The organism is Streptomyces sp. AM8-1-1 (assembly GCF_032229325.1).
GTDB classification, from domain to species: Bacteria; Actinomycetota; Actinomycetes; order Streptomycetales; family Streptomycetaceae; genus Streptomyces; species Streptomyces achmelvichensis.
The window spans coordinates 3,159,425-3,177,436 of sequence record NZ_CP135086.1 but is presented as its reverse complement, the minus strand read 5'-3'; the positions used below and the strand labels follow the sequence as shown (position 1 = coordinate 3,177,436).

The following is an 18,012-nucleotide window of genomic DNA, read 5'->3' as shown; positions in this document are numbered from 1 at the left end:
GTACTACCAGGCCGTCGTGGCGGTCTTCTCGGCCGGCAGGAACAGCCACAGCGCCAGGTAGACCAGGAACTGCGGGCCGGGCAGCAGGCACGAGACGGCGAAGATGACCCGCATGGTGCCGGCGGATGTGCCGAAGCGCTGTGCCAGCGCGGCGCACACTCCACCGATCATGCGTCCCTCACGCGGGCGGACAAGTGCGGCCATGATGGGCTCCTTTACGAGAACCGTCTGCGGATGTTCAGGAGCGGTTCCCGGTAGCTCCTGATGTATCCATGGTGGCTCTCGACAGGGGTGCAAAGCGTCGCTCTACGGTGCGATCCCGACCCTGGGAATCGTCGGGGTCGCCCCCTGAGAGGGCTCCTCCCGAAGGACGGCACCGCGCGGACGCGAGGAGGACCCGGCATCCGCGCCCCGCTGCCTGCGGCGCAGCCGGGCCCGGCCGGCGGGGACGACCAGCAGATGGGCGATCGTCACCCCGGCGGTGTTCAGCAGCAGCGAGTCGACGTCGAGCACCCGTCCCGGTACGCCGGTCTGGAGCAGCTCTATGGCGATCGAGAGGAACGCGCCGGCCGCGACGGTGCGGGCCAGTGAGGCCAGCGGCGAGACCATGAGTCTGCCGCCGGCCATGGGCAGCAGGACGCCGAGCGGCGCGAGCAGCAGCAGTCCCTCACCTATCCGGCGGGCGGCCTCCACGGGGCCCAGCGCGAGGTCGGCCTTGATACCGGCGAAGGGCTCGAGATTCGCGGCCGTCACCCACAGCACGTCCAGCGGGCGCAGGGTCAGCCATGCCACGAGCAGCAGATGCGCGAGGAGGAGGGTGACCCCCGCCGCGCGGAAGCGGATGACGGCACTGCCGCCCTGACCTTGACGCTGCACGCCCCCCAAGACGCACGCTGCGCGCGAATCGGTTCCGGAAGCTTTCAAGTGGAAGCCGGACGGGTCGCGCCGCGCGGACCCTTCGGGGCCGTCACCGCACCCCACAGGGCCGTCGGCGCGACGCACGTGACGTACGTCCCAGGCCGTGGCGCTACTGAGACGCGGACGGGGACGGCAGCGCTCCGAGCGTCGGCACCGTCTCGTCCGGCCGCTCCTTGGCCGTCTGGGAGCACGAGTAGCTCCGGGGCGCGTACGCGCCCGGACCGCCGAGCACCACGGCGCCTCCCGGGGCCGCCGCCCGGCTCTCCGCGAACGTGCACACGATCTGAGTGAGAGCCGGCGCGGGCAGGTCCTCGGGCTGGCGGTTCAGCCGCAGCGTGCCCGCCGGGTCCCCCTTGCGCGGCCCCGCGGCCACGATCGGCCCGCGGACGTACGTGGCGAAGCCCGCCTCGCGCTCCGAGGACGACGGCTCCTTCTGCAACTCGTCGATCAGCGCCTGGGCCACCTGCACCCGGTCGGTCAGCGCCTTCTTCTCCGGCACTCCGGCCGTACGGTCCACGGACTCCAGCTGGGAGGCGCAGACGAGATAGACGCGCACCGGGACACCGCTCTCCGGCTGCGCCTGGGTGAGGTTGCCGCCCGACACCTCGCAGGGCACCCGCGACGGCGCCGCCCCGGCGTCGACGGGGACCTGGGTGGACCTGATGCCGCACCCGCCGATGGCGAGGGCGCCCAGGAGGGCGGCGAACGCCACCACGGCCCGCCTGCCCGCTGCGTTCGGCGTCACCGTGTGCCTTCCTCTCCCCGGTCACGGCTCTGTGCGTCCGTGCCCTCGTCCGGCCCCGCGTCCGCGTCGGTGTCGCCGTGCCCGTCGCAGTCCTTCGCGTCGGAGCTGTCGCGCGGCAGCCGCAGCACGAACACCGCGCCGTCGCCGTCCGGCGAGTTCGCCGCGGTGATGGTGCCGCCGTGGATGTGCGCGTTCTCCATCGCGATCGACAGGCCCAGACCGCTGCCCTCCGAACGCGGCCGTGACGCGCTCGCCTTGTAGAACCGGTCGAAGACATGCGGCAGGACGTCCTCGGGGATGCCGGGGCCGTGGTCCCGTACCTCGATCAGCAGTTCGCCGTCGACCGGGCGCACCGACACGCGAACCGGCGAGCCGCCGTGCTTGAGCGCGTTGCCGATCAGGTTCGCGAGGATCACGTCGAGCCGGCGCGGGTCGAGCCGCGCCATGATGCCGCGTTCGGCGTCCAGGTCCACGGCGTCCAGCCACGCACGGGCGTCGATGCACGCGGTGACCTGGTCGGCGACGTCGACGTTGTCCACGACGAGCTTCGCCGTGCCCGCGTCGAAGCGGGTGACCTCCATGAGGTTCTCCACCAGATCGCCGAGCCGCCGGGTCTCGCTCACCACCAGGTTCACCGCGGGCGCGATCATCGGGTCGAGGGTGTCGACCTCGTCCTCCAGCACTTCGGTGACGGCGGTCAGCGCGGTGAGCGGGGTGCGCAGTTCGTGCGACATGTCGGCGACGAAACGGCGGCTGGACTCCTCCCGCGCGCTCATGTCGTCGACCTTCTTCTCCAGCGACTCGGCCGTCTTGTTGAACGTCCGCGCCAGCTCGGCCAGTTCATCGGTTCCCGACACCCGCAGCCGGGTGTCGAGCTTGCCCTCGCCGAGCCGCCGGGCCGCCTCGCCGAGCCGGTGCACCGGCTTCAGCACGGTCGTGGCCGCGGCCTGGGCGAGCAGCGCCGAGCCGACGAGCGCCAGCGCGGTCGCGATCCCCAGCGACCAGGCCAGCGAATTGAGGTCCTGCCGTTCCTGGTCCAGCGACTTGAAGACGTAGCCCGTCGGGCCGCCGCCGACGATCCGGGTGCCGCCGACGAGGAAGGGCTCGCCGTTGCGCTCGGTGCGCAGCCAGTACAGGTGGTACGGGACCTGGTTGCCCGCACCTATGTCCTGACGCTTGTCCACCGCCTCGCGCAGCCGCCCGGGCACGTCGTCCAGCGTGAAGGTGTCCGGGTCGGAGGTGACGACCACCGGCTTGCCCTCGTCGCGCTGACCGATCAGGAGCACGCTGTAGTCGGCGTTGCCGTCGGCCATCTGCTCGGCGGCCTCCTGGAGTTCGGCCTGCGTCGGCTCCAGCGGGAGCGCCGCTGCCCGGTTCTGCATGTCCTGCCGGAAGTCCGCGAGGGCGGAGTCCTGCGTCCGGGTCAGGACGGCTTCCCGGTTCAGCCAGTACGCGATCCCCGAGGCGGTCACCGCCGCGGTCAGCGCGACCGCCGCGAAGACCACGACCAGCCGGAGCCTGAGGCTCGTCCAGCGCAGCGGGGCGAGTACGGCGCGCTTTGCGGCACTGCTCACCGAGGGGTTCCGTTCATGGGAATGACGGTGCAGACATGTGTCACTGCGGAACGTCCAGCCGGTAGCCCACGCCGCGCACGGTGCGGATCAGGGTGGGCGAGGACGGCACGTCCTCGACCTTCGCCCGCAGCCGCTGGACGCACGCGTCCACCAGTCGTGAGTCGCCGAGATAGTCGTGCTCCCACACAAGACGCAGCAGTTGCTGCCGGGAGAGCGCCTGCCCGGGCCTGCGGCTCAGTTCGAGCAGCAGCCGCAGCTCGGTGGGCGTGAGCTGGAGGTCCTCACCGTTCTTGGTGACCGTCATCGCCGAGCGGTCGATCACCAGGGAGCCGAAGGTCGCCGAGTCGGTGGACTCCCGCTCGCCGCGGCGCAGTACGGCCCGGATACGGGCGTCCAGCACACGGCCCTGCACGGGTTTGACGACATAGTCGTCCGCGCCCGACTCCAGACCGACCACCACATCGATGTCGTCGCTGCGTGCGGTCAGCAGAATGATCGGCAGCTGATCGGTGCGCCTGATGCGGCGGCACACCTCGAAACCGTCGATCCCGGGCAGCATCACATCCAGCACGATCAGGTCCGGTCGCTGCTCGCGCAGCAGTTTCAGACCGTCCTCTCCCGTCGCCGCGGTGGCCACTCGGTGGCCCTGGCGTGACAGCGAGAGTTCGAGGGCCGTGCGGATGGCGTCGTCGTCCTCGATCAGCAACAGGAAAGGCACGGTGGTCATTCTGGCCCATGTGTGTGCCGTAGTTCGACTGCTGGAGCGCTCTCACACGCTTCCTCCCCTTGTGAGAGGCGTAAAGAGAGCTTTGCGAACCGGTGGCGCAGCGGGGCCGTGACGGCCCGGCGGCCCCTGTGACAGGCCTGTGACAGTCGGCGGACACCGCCATGAAATCGCCTGGGCAAGCTTTTGGCACACGGACGGAAACAGACTCCACCGACGGGGGGCGCGAGATGAACGCACTGCACAGCACCAACTCAAGCGCAGTTGTCACGCGTCTCCATGACGTCGTGAGGGGACCGGAGAAGTCCGGCGCCGTGAACGGGCGGGGGTGCGTTCGCGGCGCCGGGCGTCAGCACAAGCCGTCGTACATGACGGTCGTTGACGTGCCCACGGGGGGCAGCGGAGCGGCGTACGGGGAGGGCTCGGGGGAGCAGGCAGGACTGTCGGAGGCGGAGTTCACCGCCTACGTGCAGGAGCGCCGCTCCTCCCTGTACGCCACCGCCTACCACCTCACCGGTGACCGGTTCGAGGCCGAGGACCTGCTGCAGAGCGCGCTGTTCTCGACCTACCGGGCCTGGGACCGGATCAGTGACAAGGCGGCGGTCGGGGGCTACCTCCGTCGCACCATGACCAATCTGCACATCAGCGCCTGGCGCCGGCGCAAGCTCAACGAGTACCCCACGGAGGAGCTGCCGGAGACGGCGAGCGACACCGACGCGATGCGGGGCACGGAGCTGCGTGCGGTGCTGTGGCAGGCGCTGGCCAGGCTGCCCGAACTCCAGCGGACGATGCTGGTCCTTCGCTACTACGAGGGCCGCACCGACCCGGAGATCGCGGAGATCCTGGACATCAGTGTCGGCACGGTGAAGTCGAGCATCTGGCGGTCGCTCCGCCGGCTGCGCGAGGACGAGGTCCTCAGCTTCGGCCGTGACGAGGAGGAGTCCTTCGGCGAGCTCGTGGCCTGAAGGTACTGGGGGGAAAGAGAAGGGGGCCGCCGTTTCGGGGGAGACGGCGGGAGTGGGGGATCACGGGGGTCACGGGGGACCCACGGGGGAAACGGAGCGGGACCGGACAGGCCGGGGGGTCTTGTCCGGCCCCGCTCCGTCGTATTGCGCGGGTGTGCGAACCGCTCCCGCCGTGGGGCGCGTTACGCGGCGTGCGGGGTGTGGGTGTTACGCGGGCGTACGGGTCGCGGGTGCCCGGCGGCAGCGGCCTGCCGCCGCGGCCGCGAACCGGCCGAGTGCCTCGTCCTTGCCGCACGGGTGGGCGCCCAGCTCCCGCTGCCGCGCCACGATGCCCCGCTCGGCCCGCATGAGCCGCCAGCCGCGGCGCACGAGGAAGCCCACCGACTTGCGGCCCTCGCGCAGATCCCGCAGCAGACGGCGCCGGAAGGTCGTGGACGGGCGCCCGCGCAGACAGAGCGCGTCCGCCAGCACACCGAGGTCCTGGCACCGCGCCACGATGTCCGCCGCGAAGATGCCCTCCGCCACGAACAGCGGTGTGCGCCCGATGTCGAGCGAACCCCGGTCCACCCGCGCGCTGGTGGCGAGGTCGTACACGGGAACGGTCGTCCGTCCCGTACGGCACAGCTCCACGACCGCTGCCACCGCGGCGTCCGCGTCCCACGACCCGGGGGAGTCCCAGTCGATGTCGGAGGTTCCCTCCACCAGCGGAAGCGTCGGGTCGTCGCCCTCCTTGTAGAAGTCGTCGAGGCGCAGCACGGGCAGGCCCGTGCGGGCGGCGAGGGACGACTTCCCGGATCCTGAGGGGCCCGAGAGCAGCACGACACGAGTCGGTATGGGGGATGAGCTCACGGGACACCAGTGTGACGCATTGACCCGTGAAGGGGACCCCTCGGGTCGAACGTTGGTATTCGGCATCACACGTCAACTACGCTGCGTGCTCAACCGATTACTCGTCTCGTCCAGTCAGGAAATCCCATGGCACGTCACACAGCCCCCCAGTCCCGGCGGCTCGCCCTCGGCGCAGGTCTGACCGTCGCGGCGGTGGCCGCGGCCCTCGGCGCGAGCGGTGCCGCCCATGCGGCACCGGCGGCGCCCGTGGGCCTCGATGCGCTCGGCGCCGCTCTGCCGGCCGGGCAGGACGCCGGCCCGGCCGCCGGGCTGACCGGTGTGGTCACCAACTCCGTCACCGGCATCGCCCAGCTCCGCAGCCTGCAGCTGAACCCGCTGGCGAACACCGGAGTCGACCCGCTGGCCAACGGAGTCGCCACCCAGGTCGCCGACTTCAAGCCGCTCTCCACCACCGCCGCCACCGGCCCGCTCGCGTCGGGCGCGGCGCTCGAGGACCTGCCGGTGGCCGGCGGCGTCGTGGGAGCACTTCCGCTCTGAGCGCCTCTCCCATGTCCGTCCCGATGTGCGTGACCGGACATGAGAGGAGCCCCCTGCCGCCGGACGGGACGGCAGGGGGCTCCTGATCGGGGAGGCTCCTGATCGTGGAGCCGGATCAGCTCAGTAGGCCGAGCCGGACGCGCCGAGCGAACCCGTCGGGTGCCAGACCGTCTTGGTCTCCAGGAACGCGGTCATACGGTGCGTGCCCGGGTCGGCCGCGTAATCCACAGCCTGGGGACGGAGAACCCGCTTCAGGTTGTCCGCGGCCGCGATCTCCAGCTCCCTCGCCAGCATCTCGTCGGCGCCGGTCAGGTCGATGGCGTTGACGTCCTGGTGCGAGGCGAGCGGGGTCGCGATCTCGGCCGTACGGCCCGAGAGCACGTTGACCACACCGCCGGGCAGGTCGGAGGTGGCCAGCACCTCGCCCAGCGAGAGCGCCGGCAGCGGTGCCTTCTCGCTCGCCACGACGATCACGGTGTTGCCCGTGGCGATGACCGGGGCGATCACCGAGACCAGGCCCAGGAACGACGACTCCTGCGGCGCGAGCACGGCGACGACACCGGTCGGCTCGGGCGTCGACAGGTTGAAGAACGGACCCGCGACCGGGTTCGCGCCGCCCACGACCTGGGCGATCTTGTCCGTCCAGCCCGCGTACCAGACCCAGCGGTCGATCGCCGCGTCCACGACGGCCGACGCCGCGGACTTGGACAGCCCCTCGGCGGCCGCGACCTCGTTGCTGAACTGCTTGTGCCGGCCCTCCAGCATCTCCGCGATGCGGTAGAGGATCTGACCGCGGTTGTACGCGGTCGCGCCCGACCAGCCGCCGAACGCCTTGCGTGCCGCGACGACCGCGTCACGGGCGTCCTTGCGGGAGGAGAGGGGCGCGTTGGCCAGCCAAGCGCCCTTGCCCGCCGCGTCAGCCGCTGATGTTTTCGCCGTCACCTCGTACACCCGGCCGCTCTCGGAGCGGGGGAACTTGCCCCCGACGTACAGCTTGTAGGTCTTGAAGACGCTCAGACGAGTCACGTCAGACATCGAGGTAGGCCTCCAGACCGTGGCGGCCGCCCTCGCGGCCGAAGCCCGACTCCTTGTAGCCGCCGAAGGGCGAGGTCGGGTCGAACTTGTTGAAGGTGTTGGCCCACACCACGCCCGCGCGGAGCTTGCCCGCGACCGCGAGGATGCGCGAGCCCTTCTCCGTCCAGATGCCGGCGGAGAGGCCGTACTGACTGTTGTTCGCCTTCGCGACCGCCTCGTCCGGCGTACGGAAGGTGAGCACCGACAGCACCGGCCCGAAGATCTCGTCACGGGCGACGGTGTGCGCCTGGGTGACGTTCGTGAACAGTGTCGGCGCGAACCAGTAGCCCGAGGAGGGCAGCTCGCAGGGGGCCGACCAGCGCTCGGCGCCCTCGGCCTCACCGGTCTCGGCGAGCGCGGTGATCCGCGCCAGCTGCTCCGCGGAGTTGATCGCGCCGATGTCGGTGTTCTTGTCCAGCGGGTCGCCCAGACGCAGCGTCGACAGCCGGCGCTTCAGCGAGTCCAGCACCTCGTCCTGGACCGACTCCTGGACGAGCAGCCGGGAGCCGGCGCAGCAGACCTGGCCCTGGTTGAAGAAGATGCCGGTGACGATGCCCTCGACGGCCTGGTCGATCGGGGCGTCGTCGAAGACGATGTTGGCGCCCTTGCCGCCGAGCTCCAGCGTGGCCTTCTTGCCGGTTCCCGCGATCTGCCGGGCGATCGCCTTGCCGACGCCGGTCGAGCCGGTGAAGGCGACCTTGTCGACGCCCGGGTGGTCGACGAGCGCGGCGCCGGTCTCGCCGTAGCCGGGAAGGATGTTGACGACACCCTTCGGCAGGCCCGCCTGACGGCAGATGTCGGCGAAGAACAGGGCGGAGAGCGGGGTCGTCTCGGCGGGCTTCAGCACCACCGTGTTGCCCGTGGCGAGCGCGGGCGCGATCTTCCACGCCAGCATCAGCAGCGGGAAGTTCCAGGGGATGACCTGGCCGGCGACGCCGAGCGGGCGGGGGTTCGCGCCGTAGCCGGCGTGGTCGAGCTTGTCGGCCCAGCCCGCGTAGTAGAAGAAGTGCGCCGCGACCAGGGGGAGGTCCGCGTCACGCGTCTCCCTGATCGGCTTGCCGTTGTCCAGCGTCTCGAGGACGGCGAGCTCGCGGCTGCGCTCCTGGATGATCCGCGCGATGCGGAACAGGTACTTGGCGCGCTCGGCGCCGGGCAGCGCGGACCACTTCTCGAACGCCTTGCGGGCGGCCTTCACGGCACGGTCCACGTCCTCGGTGCCGGCCTGGGCGACCTCGGCGAGGACCTCCTCGGTCGACGGCGAGACGGTCTTGAAGACCTTGCCGTCGGCGGCGTCGGTGAACTCGCCGTCGATGAACAGGCCGTACGACGGCGCGATGTCGACGACCGAACGCGACTCGGGGGCCGGCGCGTATGCGAATGTCTGCTTGTCCATGGGGTCTCAGTCCACCGTGACGTAGTCGGGGCCGGAGTAGCGGCCGGTGGCCAGCTTCTGGCGCTGCATCAGCAGGTCGTTGAGCAGGCTCGACGCACCGAAGCGGAACCAGTGGTTGTCCAGCCAGTCCTCGCCGACGGTCTCGTTGACGAGGACGAGGAACTTGATCGCGTCCTTGCTGGTGCGGATGCCGCCCGCGGGCTTCACGCCCACCTGTACCCCAGTCTGCTCCCGGAAGTCGCGAACGGCCTCGAGCATGAGCAGGGTGTTCGACGGGGTGGCGTTGACCGCGACCTTGCCCGTCGACGTCTTGATGAAGTCGGCGCCCGCGAGCATGCCGAGCCAGGAGGCGCGGCGGATGTTGTCGTACGTGGAGAGCTCGCCGGTCTCGAAGATGACCTTCAGGCGGGCGGCGCCGGAAGCCTCCTTCACGGCGAGGATCTCCTCGTACACCTTGAGGTACCGGCCGGCGAGGAACGCGCCGCGGTCGATGACCATGTCGATCTCGTCCGCACCCGCGGCGACGGCGTCGCGGACGTCCGCGAGCTTCACGTCGAGGGCGGCGCGGCCGGCGGGGAAGGCGGTGGCGACGGAGGCGACCTTGACGTCCGAACCCTGAAGGGCGGCCTTGGCGGTCGCGACCATGTCGGGGTAGACACAGACGGCGGCGGTCGTCGGGGTGCCGCGGTCGGTCGGATCAGGACGGACGGCCTTGGCGGCGAGCGCCCGGACCTTGCCCGGGGTGTCCGCGCCTTCGAGCGTCGTCAGGTCGATCATGGAGATGGCCAGGTCGATGGCGTAGGCCTTGGCCGTGGTCTTGATCGAACGGGTACCGAGGGACGCGGCGCGGGCTTCGAGGCCGACGGGGTCGACGCCGGGGAGCCCGTGCAGGAAGCGGCGCAGCGCAGTGTCGGACGCCGTCGCGTCGGCGAATGCAGGTGCAGTGGTGGGCATGGTCACCAGATGAGCATATCTACGCGCGTAGCGACCTGTACAGGGGGAGGGGGGTGGTTGTGCGGTGGGGGTGCGGGTTCTGCGGGTTCCTGTGGGGTGCGGGTCCTTCGGGCGGGGCCGGGTGCTTGGGCCTCGGGCGCTTGTGTGGTGCGGGTCCCGGGGGCCCTCCGGGCTCGACTCCTCGGGGTCGGCGGCGTACAGCTGTGTTGTGTTGGTCACCCGGGTGTTGCCGCCGATCCCCTGCGGGGACGACCCTGCACGCCCCCTGCCGGGGGGCGAGGACGCGACCCGTGGCGGTTGCAGGCACACGCGAACCCGAGCCCTGTTCGGCGGAAGCAGGGGTGTGGGCCCAGATCCTCTTTACCGGCCGGGGCCAGTCGGAACTCCGGCGAGGGCGGACACGGACGGTCAGGGGGTGCGGGAGGAGTGTCAGGCGGGGGTGCGGCAGAATCGGGGGATGAGCAGTTCGCCGACTCCCGCCGAGAACACCTACGCCGACCGCGTCTTCCGGTCGTCCGCCGGAATGGGCGGTGGAGTGTTGCTGCTCGCCCTCGTCGCATGGATCGCCGGGGACGCTCTCGTCCGGGGCGAGGGGCGCACCCCCTGGATCGCCCTCGCCGGGGCCCTCCTCGTCGTGCCCGTCGTCGTCGCGTTCACGATGCGGCCCGCCGTCTTCGCCAACGACGACCGGCTGCGGATCAGGAATCCGTTCCGGACGATCACCCTGCCCTGGGGGGACGTCGCCGATGTGCGCGCGTCCTTTTCGAGCGAGGTGTTCACGCAGGACGGGAAGAAGGTCCAGCTGTGGGCCGTGCCCGTGTCGTTGCGGCAGCGCAAGCGGGTCTCACGGCGGCAGATGCAGCGGGCGCAAGACGATCCGCACCGGCGGACGTCCGTGCACGCCGACGTGAGCGACAAGGCACGTCTGGCGCCGGCCGATCAGACCGTCGCCGATCTGCGGGAGATGGCCGAGCGCAACGCCTCCCGGCCCGAGGCGCAGGGTCGGATGCAGGTCCGCTGGGCGTACGAGCTGCTCGCGCCCACCCTCGCCGGGCTCGTCCTGCTCATCGCGCTGCTGGCCGTCTGAGCCGCTCCACCGGGCGATGGCCTGGGGGCGGCCGGGGGGCAACGCCCGGATGAAGGACGGCTCCACGTCCCCTGTTCGGCCCCGCCCCTCCCGTAGGCGTCCATAGATTGCCCCTGCCGACGCAGTGGGGGTGAGGCATGGTCGGGCGAACCGACGAAGGCAGCTGGACGGCGGCGTTGTCCGGGACGAGGTGCCGGATCGACGTCGACGGCGCAGGCCGGTACGGCTGGCGGCTGATCGCCCCGAACGGTCGCGTGGTGGCCGTGTCGGCGACCACGTTCGGCGATCACGGCTCGTGCGCCGCCGCGTTCGCGTCCTTGTGCGCCGGGCACGCCGAGATGACGGGCGGGGTGCAGCACACCCCCGGCGGCAACGGCTGGGTGTGGCTGCTCCGCGACGCCGACGGCCGGGCCGCGGCCGTCTCCGGGCGGGCGTACGAACGCCATTCGACCTGCCGTGCCGCCCAGCGGCGTTTCCGCTCGCTCCTCGCGGAGCCGGCCGTCGGGGGACCCGGCTGACGCGTCACGGCGGCCCCTTCCAGACCAGCAGCATGTACGCGCCCAGCCACGCGGACATGAGTGTCGACGTGCCCAGGACGACCGCGACCGTCGCCGTGCGCCGGGCCCGGGCCAGTGCCTGGGCCACCGGCAGCAGCAGCGGGAATCCGGGCAGCAGGAAGCGCGCCCGGGGGAAGTAGACGCCGCCGCTGCCCAGCACCACGAGCAGCAGTACGCCCGTGAACACCAGCAGGGGCAGCGGCTGCCGGTCCACCGCGCACAGCAGGTAGAGCACGACGGAGAGGATCAGCACCGCCGAGACGGCCAGGACGAACAGCTGGGGCCGGGTCATGTAGATCAGTTGCTGGCGCAGCTCCAGCAGGGTCGCCCGGCCGCCGTCCCAGTCGTTCTTCCACAGCCGCTGCACGGCGAAGTAGCCGTCCGCGCGGCCCACCCGCACCCCGACCCAGGCGACGAACCCCAGCCAGCCCAGCGGCGCGAGGCACGCGCCCGCCACGGCCGTCGCGCGGACGCCGGGGTCGCGCCGGGCGGCGAGCAGCGCGGCCAGGCAGACGGCCGCCGCCACCGCGATGCCCGTGGGCCGGGTCAGCCCCGCCAGGGACGCGAGTGAACCCGCCCACAGCCAGCGGCCGGTGAGCACCGCGTACAACGCCCAGGCCGCGAGGGCGGTGAACAGCGACTCCGTGTAGCCCATCCACTGCACCATCGCGACCGGCAGCGTGCCCCACAGGACCGTGAGCAGGGTGCCGACCCGCCGTCCGCGGAGCCGGTCGCCGACCGCGAAGACGCCCCACGCGGCGACGAACGAGCACGCGATCGCGAGCATCAGGCCGACCGAGGCGCGTGAGCCGGGCGTGACCGCGGCGACCGCCTTCACCAGCGCCGGATAGAGCGGGAAGAAGGCGAGGTTGTTCTCGTTGACCGCGGTGCCGAGCCGGTCGGTGTACCCGTGCTCGGCGATGCCGAGGTACCAGTCGGAGTCCCAGGACGTGGCCAGCGTCGGCCAGATGCCGTGGCCCTTGGCGTGGGCGAGATGGGCGACGGCCAGCAGCCCGCACAGCCGGACGGCGAGATAGGCGGTCAGCGCCGGGGCCGCGCGCCGCAGCGAGCGCAGCAGCCGGCTCCCCGCGCCGGGTGCGTCCCCGCGCCCCGGGGCCGGTGGCCGGCGGGAGGCGGGGACGAAAGCGTGGACGGTCGCGGCGGGAGACACGGCGGCTGCTCCTGGGACTCGGCGTGCGCTACCGGGTCACACCCTTGCCCGGACGGCCCCGGGGAGCGGGGCGGGCTGCCGCCACGCCGTACGAGATTCACCCGTACGGGCGGCCCCGCGCGGCACCCTGGGCCCAGCGCGGGACCATGGCCGCCGTCAGATGCCGGCGGCCGCCGAGAGGTCCCGCTTGACCGCCGTCAGCACCTCGGTGGCCCGCTCGCGCGCGGCGGGCAGCGCGGCCGCGTCCGCGACCGGGACGACGACCTCCAGGTAGCACTTGAGCTTGGGCTCGGTGCCGCTCGGGCGGACGATGACGCGGGCGGTGAACTCGCCGTCGAGGTGGTACCGCAGTCCGTCCGTCGGCGGCAGCGTCTCCGTACCCCGGGTCAGGTCCTCCGCGCCGGTGATCCGCAGCCCGGCCAGTTCGGCGGGCGGCTGCTCGCGGAGCCGGCGCATCGCGTCCGCGATGATGCTCAGGTCCTCGACCCGTACCGAGAGCTGGTCCGTGGCGTGCAGACCGTGTTCGACGGCCAGGTCGTCGAGCAGATCGGTCAGTCCGCGGCCCTGCTCCTTGAGCTCCGACGCAAGCTCGGCGACGAGCAGCGCGGCGGTGATGCCGTCCTTGTCGCGGACGCCCTCGGGGTCGACGCAGTAGCCGAGCGCCTCCTCGTAGCCGTAGCGCAGGCCTTCGGCGCGGGCGATCCACTTGAAGCCGGTGAGCGTCTCCACGAAGGGCAGCCCGGCCGCTTCCGCGATCCGGCCCAGCAGGGACGAGGACACGATCGACTCCGCGAAGGTGCCCGTCGCGCCCTTGCGGACGAGGTGTGCGGCGAGCAGCGCGCCGACCTCGTCGCCGCGCAGCATGCGCCACTCGCCGGGTGCGCTGTCGTCGGGCACGGCGACGGCGCAGCGGTCGGCGTCGGGGTCGTTGGCGATGACGATGTCCGGCCGGACGCGGCGCGCGGTCTCGAAGGCGAGATCCATCGCACCCGGCTCCTCGGGGTTCGGGAACGCGACGGTCGGGAACGCGGGGTCGGGCTCGGCCTGCTCCGCGACGAGGACCGGCTCCGGGAAGCCCGCCCGGGCGAAGGCGGCGGTGAACACCTCCGTGCCGACGCCGTGCAGGGCCGTGTGGACCACGCGGACCCCTCGCGGGGACCCGGCGGCCAGCACGGCGTCCGTACGGGCCAGATAGGCCTCCAGGACCTCCTCGCCGAGGACGTCCCAGCCGGACTCGGCGCGCGGCACGTCGTGCAGGCTGCGGATCGCGTCGATCTCGGCGGCGATCTCCGCGTCGGCGGGCGGCACGATCTGCGAGCCGTCGCCGAGATAGACCTTGTAGCCGTTGTCGCGCGGCGGGTTGTGGCTGGCGGTGACCTCGACGCCGGCGACGGCACCCAGCTGCCTTATGGCGAAGGCGAGTACGGGAGTCGGCAGCGGACGCGGCAGCACGGCCGCCCGGAGGCCGGCGGCGACCATGACCGCCGCGGTGTCGCGCGCGAAGTCGGCGGACTTGTAGCGGGCGTCGTATCCGATGACGACGAGGCCGCCCTCCTCGCCCTTGGCCCGCAGGTACGCGGCGAGGCCGGCGGCCGCGCGGATCACGACGGCGCGGTTCATCCGCATGGGCCCGGCGCCGAGCTCGCCGCGCAGACCGGCGGTGCCGAACTGGAGCGTGCCCGCGAACCGGGCCGCGAGCTCGTCGGTCTCCCGGGACTCGATGAGCTTGCGCAGCTCGTCCCGGGTCTCGCTGTCCGGGTCCTCGGCCAGCCAGGCCTCGGCCCGGGCGATGAGGTCCTGCGTCACGGTGTGTGCCTCTCGTGATGGGTCGGGGGAACTCCGGCCCGGCCGGCGATGAAGGACACGGCCGGAGGCCGTTCTCCGGGGACCCGGGTCCCCGGAGGCGACAGATGTCAGATCCGGTCCAGGACCCTCGTCAGCAGCGAACCCATGCGCGCCGCCGAGTCGCGGCCCGCCTGGAGCACCTCTTCGTGGTTGAGCGGCTCACCCGTCAGTCCGGCCGCCAGGTTGGTGACGAGGGAGATGCCCAGCACCTCCGCGCCGGCCTCGCGGGCCGCGATCGCCTCGAGCACCGTCGACATGCCGACCAGGTCGCCGCCCATGACGCGGACCATGTTGATCTCCGCCGGCGTCTCGTAGTGCGGGCCGGGGAACTGGACGTAGACGCCCTCCTCCAGCGAGGAGTCGACCTCCTTGCACAGCGCGCGCAGCCGCGGCGAGTACAGGTCGGTCAGGTCGACGAAGTTCGCGCCGATGATCGGGGAGGCCGCCGTCAGGTTGATGTGGTCGCTGATCAGCACCGGCTGACCGGGGCGCATGCCCTCGCGCAGACCGCCGCAGCCGTTCGTCAGGACGACGGTCTTGCAGCCCGCTGCCACCGCGGTGCGCACACCGTGTGCGACGGCGGCGACGCCGCGGCCCTCGTAGTAGTGCGTACGGCCCAGGAAGACGAGCGCGCGCTTGCCGCCGATGCGGTACGAGCGGATCTTGCCGCCGTGGCCCTCGACCGCCGGGGGCGGGAAACCGGGCAGTTCGGTGACCGGGAACTCGGCCTCGGGAGCACCGAGCGCGTCGACGGCGGGAGCCCAGCCGGAGCCCATCACCAGGGCTACGTCGTGTGTCTCGGCGCCGGTCAGCTCGCGCAGGCGGGCGGCGGCGGCGTCGGCCGCGGCGTGGGGGTCGGCGGAGACGCCGTTGAGATCCGGGTTCACTGATGCGTTCACGCGAATGAGGGTAGCCGGTCATTTCCTACGCGCGTAGATGACGCAGCGTACGGTCTTCGGATCGTTGTCTTGTCGTTTCCGACGAACACGCTCCGTGTCCGCGCCGGTGCCCGGCGCGGCCGTCAGCAGGGCCGCTTCCGCAGCTCCATCACATAGTCGTGAGGCGCCCCGGCCGAGTCGGCCGCGTCCGCGAGTTCGCCGAGATAGCGCGCCGACGGCAGGCCGCCCTCATAGCCGTTCAGGACGTACACCCAGGCCGGCTCCTCGCCGTCCAGGGTGTCCACGCGGACCCGCATCCGCCGGTAGATGTCCATGCCGACACCTTCCCAGCGGTCCATCGAGTCCTCGTCCATCGGGGCGATGTCGTACAGCGCGACGAAGACCTGGGAACGCGGCGCCTCCACGATCGTGGCCAGCGCTCCCTCCCAGCCCATCTGCTCGCCGCCGAACGTCAGCCGGTGGCCGTTCAGCCAGCCGGTGCCGCGCAGCGGGGAGTGCGGGGCGCGGCGGGACATCAGCCGCGCGTCGAGGTTGCCGGCGTACGCGGCGTAGAGCGACATGGGATTGAGGGTACGGGAGGGGCACGGGTGCGGGCTCGTGCGGGCGAGGTGGGGCGGGGGGTGTGGTGGGTTCTGTCCGGTGGGGGTCCTCCTGGCGGGCGCTTGAGCCTCGGGTCCTTGTCCGGCGTCGGGTCCGCGGGGCGAACGTTTGGGTCGTGCGGGTCCCTGGGGCGGGCGGGCGCTTGAGCCTCGGGTCCTTGTCCGGCGTCGGGTCCGCGGGGCGAAGGTTTGGGTCGTGCGGGTCCCTGGGGCGGGCGGGCGCTTGAGCCTCGGGTCCTTGTGCGGCGTCGGGTCCGCGGGGCGAAGGTTTGGGTCGTGCGGGTCCCTGGCGGGTTCCTGGGCTGCGGGTTCTTGTCCGGCGTCGGGTCCGGGGGCCCTCCGGGCTCGACTCCTCGGGGTCGGCGGCGTACAGGTCTGCTGTCTCGGTCACCCGGGTGTTGCCGCCGATCCCCTGCGGGGACGACCCTGCACGCCCCCTCCCAGGGGTCGAGGGACGAGACCGGTGGCCGTTGCGGGCACACGCGAACCCGAGCCGGTTCGGATGCAGGGCATGCGGGTGGGCGGTGGGGGGATCTTCCGGGACACTCGGGGTGGACGCCTTCCCGCATGGGAGGCCCCGGGAGTGAGCGGGTTGAAGCGTGCGGGACAATGGAGTACGTACTCCAGCCCAGCGGGACACCCCACCCGGCAGTAACGAGAGCGCGAGGCGTAACCCCTGTGACCCGGATCGTGATCATCGGCGGCGGACCCGGCGGATACGAGGCGGCCCTGGTGGGCGCCCAACTCGGCGCGGAGGTGACCGTCGTGGACTGCGACGGCCTCGGCGGCGCATCCGTACTGACGGACTGTGTGCCTTCCAAGACCCTCATCGCCACGGCCGAGGTGATGACCACCTTCGACTCCTCGTACGAGGAACTGGGCATCATCGTCGCCGACGACACCCCGCACATCGAGCAGGCCGCCCGGGTGGTCGGCGTGGACCTCGGCAAGGTCAACCGCCGTGTGAAGCGTCTCGCCCTCGCCCAGTCCCACGACATCACCGCCTCCGTCACCAGGGCGGGCGCTCGCGTCATGCGCGGCCGCGGCCGGCTGGAGGGCCAGCAGGCGATGGACGGTTCCCGCAAGGTGATCGTGCGCGCCGCCGACGGCAGCGAGGAGACGCTCACCGCCGACGCCGTGCTCATCGCGACCGGTGGCCATCCGCGGGAGATCCCGGACGCCCTCCCCGACGGAGAGCGCATTCTGAACTGGACGCAGGTGTACGACCTGGACGAGCTCCCCGAGGAGCTCATCGTGGTCGGCTCCGGTGTCACCGGTGCCGAGTTCGCCGGTGCCTACCAGGCGCTCGGCTCCCGGGTCACCCTCGTCTCCTCCCGCGACCGCGTGCTGCCCGGTGAGGACCCGGACGCCGCCGCGGTGCTCGAGGACGTCTTCCGCCGCCGCGGCATGAACGTCATGGCCCGCTCCCGCGCGGAGTCCGCGAAGCGCGTCGGCGACCGGGTCGAGGTCACGCTCTCCGACGGCCGGGTCATCTCCGGCTCGCACTGTCTGATGGCGGTCGGCGCGATCCCCAACTCCGCGGGCATGGGTCTGGAGGACGCGGGCGTACGGCTCAGGGACTCGGGCCACATCTGGACGGACAAGGTCTCGCGGACCAGCGCCCCGGGCGTGTACGCGGCCGGTGACGTCACCGGTGTCTTCGCGCTCGCCTCGGTCGCCGCCATGCAGGGCCGGATCGCGATGTACCACTTCCTCGGCGACGCGGTGCAGCCCCTCAACCTCAAGACGGTCTCGTCGAACGTCTTCACCGACCCGGAGATCGCGACCGTCGGCTACACCCAGGCCGACGTGGACGCGGGCAAGATCGACGCCCGTTCGGTGAAGCTGCCGCTGCTGCGCAACCCGCGCGCGAAGATGCAGGGCATCCGCGACGGTTTCGTCAAGATCTTCTGCCGGCCGGGCACGGGCATCGTCGTCGGCGGCTGTGTGGTCGCGCCGCGTGCGAGCGAGCTCATCCATCCCATCTCGATCGCGGTCGACAACAATCTGACGGTCGAACAGATCGCAAACGCTTTCACCGTGTACCCCTCTCTGTCGGGGTCGATCGCGGAGGTGGCACGCCAGTTGCACACCCGGAAGACGGCCGGCGAGGCGTAAATC

The 18,012-nt window shown here is 71.8% G+C and carries 18 protein-coding genes; 5 read left to right on the top strand and 13 right to left on the bottom strand.

Annotated features, from left to right (window positions below; genetic code table 11):
- Positions 1–3: 3 nt before the first annotated feature.
- From RPQ07_RS14240 to afsQ1, 5 genes are all read right to left on the bottom strand, one after another.
- Positions 4–204 carry a PspC domain-containing protein gene (locus RPQ07_RS14240; protein WP_313944515.1) on the bottom strand — a complete coding sequence of 67 codons (201 nt, stop codon included), beginning with the start codon at positions 202–204 and terminating at the stop codon, positions 4–6.
- A 102-nt stretch (positions 205–306) separates the two neighbouring features.
- Positions 307–876 carry a VanZ family protein gene (locus RPQ07_RS14235; protein ID WP_313944514.1) on the bottom strand — a complete coding sequence of 190 codons (570 nt, stop codon included), beginning with the start codon at positions 874–876 and terminating at the stop codon, positions 307–309.
- 151 nt (positions 877–1,027) lie between these two features.
- Complete coding sequence (locus RPQ07_RS14230; protein ID WP_313944513.1) at positions 1,028–1,663, bottom strand: hypothetical protein; 636 nt, start codon at positions 1,661–1,663, stop codon at positions 1,028–1,030.
- Entirely contained in the window at positions 1,660–3,237 is a 1,578-nt protein-coding gene (locus RPQ07_RS14225) for a HAMP domain-containing sensor histidine kinase (protein WP_328861556.1), read from the bottom strand. The genes RPQ07_RS14230 and RPQ07_RS14225 overlap by 4 nt, the downstream gene beginning before the upstream one ends.
- Positions 3,238–3,277: 40 nt before the next feature.
- Complete coding sequence (gene afsQ1, locus RPQ07_RS14220; RefSeq protein WP_175257369.1) at positions 3,278–3,955, bottom strand: two-component system response regulator AfsQ1; 678 nt, start codon at positions 3,953–3,955, stop codon at positions 3,278–3,280.
- Positions 3,956–4,191: 236 nt separating this feature from the next.
- Between afsQ1 and RPQ07_RS14215 the strand changes: the two genes are divergently transcribed.
- Complete coding sequence (locus RPQ07_RS14215) at positions 4,192–4,926, top strand: SigE family RNA polymerase sigma factor (protein WP_313944512.1); 735 nt, start codon at positions 4,192–4,194, stop codon at positions 4,924–4,926.
- Positions 4,927–5,133: 207 nt separating this feature from the next.
- Here RPQ07_RS14215 and RPQ07_RS14210 read toward each other — a convergent pair whose 3' ends face one another.
- On the bottom strand, positions 5,134–5,841 hold the full coding sequence (locus RPQ07_RS14210; RefSeq protein ID WP_313944511.1) for a uridine kinase: 708 nt from the start codon (positions 5,839–5,841) through the stop codon (positions 5,134–5,136).
- 60 nt (positions 5,842–5,901) lie between these two features.
- Here RPQ07_RS14210 and RPQ07_RS14205 point away from each other — a divergent pair, with 60 nt between their 5' ends.
- Positions 5,902–6,312 carry a hypothetical protein gene (locus tag RPQ07_RS14205; RefSeq protein ID WP_313944510.1) on the top strand — a complete coding sequence of 137 codons (411 nt, stop codon included), beginning with the start codon at positions 5,902–5,904 and terminating at the stop codon, positions 6,310–6,312.
- A gap of 120 nt (positions 6,313–6,432) precedes the next feature.
- On the opposite strand, the gene RPQ07_RS14200 is transcribed toward RPQ07_RS14205, so the two are convergent.
- From RPQ07_RS14200 to deoC, 3 genes are read right to left on the bottom strand one after another with little or no spacing between them, the layout of a single operon-like run.
- Positions 6,433–7,347, bottom strand: coding sequence for an aldehyde dehydrogenase family protein (locus tag RPQ07_RS14200; RefSeq protein ID WP_313944509.1), 915 nt, complete (start codon positions 7,345–7,347; stop codon positions 6,433–6,435).
- On the bottom strand, positions 7,340–8,779 hold the full coding sequence (locus tag RPQ07_RS14195) for an aldehyde dehydrogenase family protein (protein ID WP_313944508.1): 1,440 nt from the start codon (positions 8,777–8,779) through the stop codon (positions 7,340–7,342). Before RPQ07_RS14195 ends, RPQ07_RS14200 begins: the two co-directional genes overlap by 8 nt.
- A gap of 6 nt (positions 8,780–8,785) precedes the next feature.
- Positions 8,786–9,733, bottom strand: a complete 948-nt coding sequence (gene deoC / locus RPQ07_RS14190) for a deoxyribose-phosphate aldolase (protein WP_313948890.1) — start codon at positions 9,731–9,733, stop codon at positions 8,786–8,788.
- Positions 9,734–10,190: 457 nt separating this feature from the next.
- Between deoC and RPQ07_RS14185 the strand changes: the two genes are divergently transcribed.
- A complete protein-coding gene (locus RPQ07_RS14185; RefSeq protein WP_313944507.1) occupies positions 10,191–10,820 on the top strand; it encodes a PH domain-containing protein in 630 nt (209 codons plus the stop codon).
- A 137-nt stretch (positions 10,821–10,957) separates the two neighbouring features.
- On the top strand, positions 10,958–11,338 hold the full coding sequence (locus RPQ07_RS14180) for a hypothetical protein (RefSeq protein WP_313944506.1): 381 nt from the start codon (positions 10,958–10,960) through the stop codon (positions 11,336–11,338).
- Positions 11,339–11,342: 4 nt separating this feature from the next.
- Here the strand turns inward: RPQ07_RS14180 and RPQ07_RS14175 are convergent, their stop codons facing one another.
- From RPQ07_RS14175 to RPQ07_RS14160, 4 genes are all read right to left on the bottom strand, one after another.
- On the bottom strand, positions 11,343–12,548 hold the full coding sequence (locus RPQ07_RS14175) for a hypothetical protein (protein WP_313944505.1): 1,206 nt from the start codon (positions 12,546–12,548) through the stop codon (positions 11,343–11,345).
- 156 nt (positions 12,549–12,704) lie between these two features.
- On the bottom strand, positions 12,705–14,354 hold the full coding sequence (locus RPQ07_RS14170) for a phospho-sugar mutase (protein ID WP_313944504.1): 1,650 nt from the start codon (positions 14,352–14,354) through the stop codon (positions 12,705–12,707).
- Between the two features lie 107 nt (positions 14,355–14,461).
- A complete protein-coding gene (locus RPQ07_RS14165; RefSeq protein WP_313944503.1) occupies positions 14,462–15,292 on the bottom strand; it encodes a purine-nucleoside phosphorylase in 831 nt (276 codons plus the stop codon).
- Between the two features lie 122 nt (positions 15,293–15,414).
- The gene (locus tag RPQ07_RS14160; protein WP_313944502.1) at positions 15,415–15,852 is read right to left on the bottom strand and encodes a gamma-glutamylcyclotransferase; all 438 of its coding nucleotides are present in this window, start codon (positions 15,850–15,852) and stop codon (positions 15,415–15,417) included.
- Between the two features lie 717 nt (positions 15,853–16,569).
- On the opposite strand from RPQ07_RS14160, the gene RPQ07_RS14155 reads away from it, so the two are divergent.
- Positions 16,570–18,009, top strand: a complete 1,440-nt coding sequence (locus RPQ07_RS14155; RefSeq protein ID WP_313944501.1) for an NAD(P)H-quinone dehydrogenase — start codon at positions 16,570–16,572, stop codon at positions 18,007–18,009.
- Positions 18,010–18,012 lie beyond the last annotated feature (3 nt).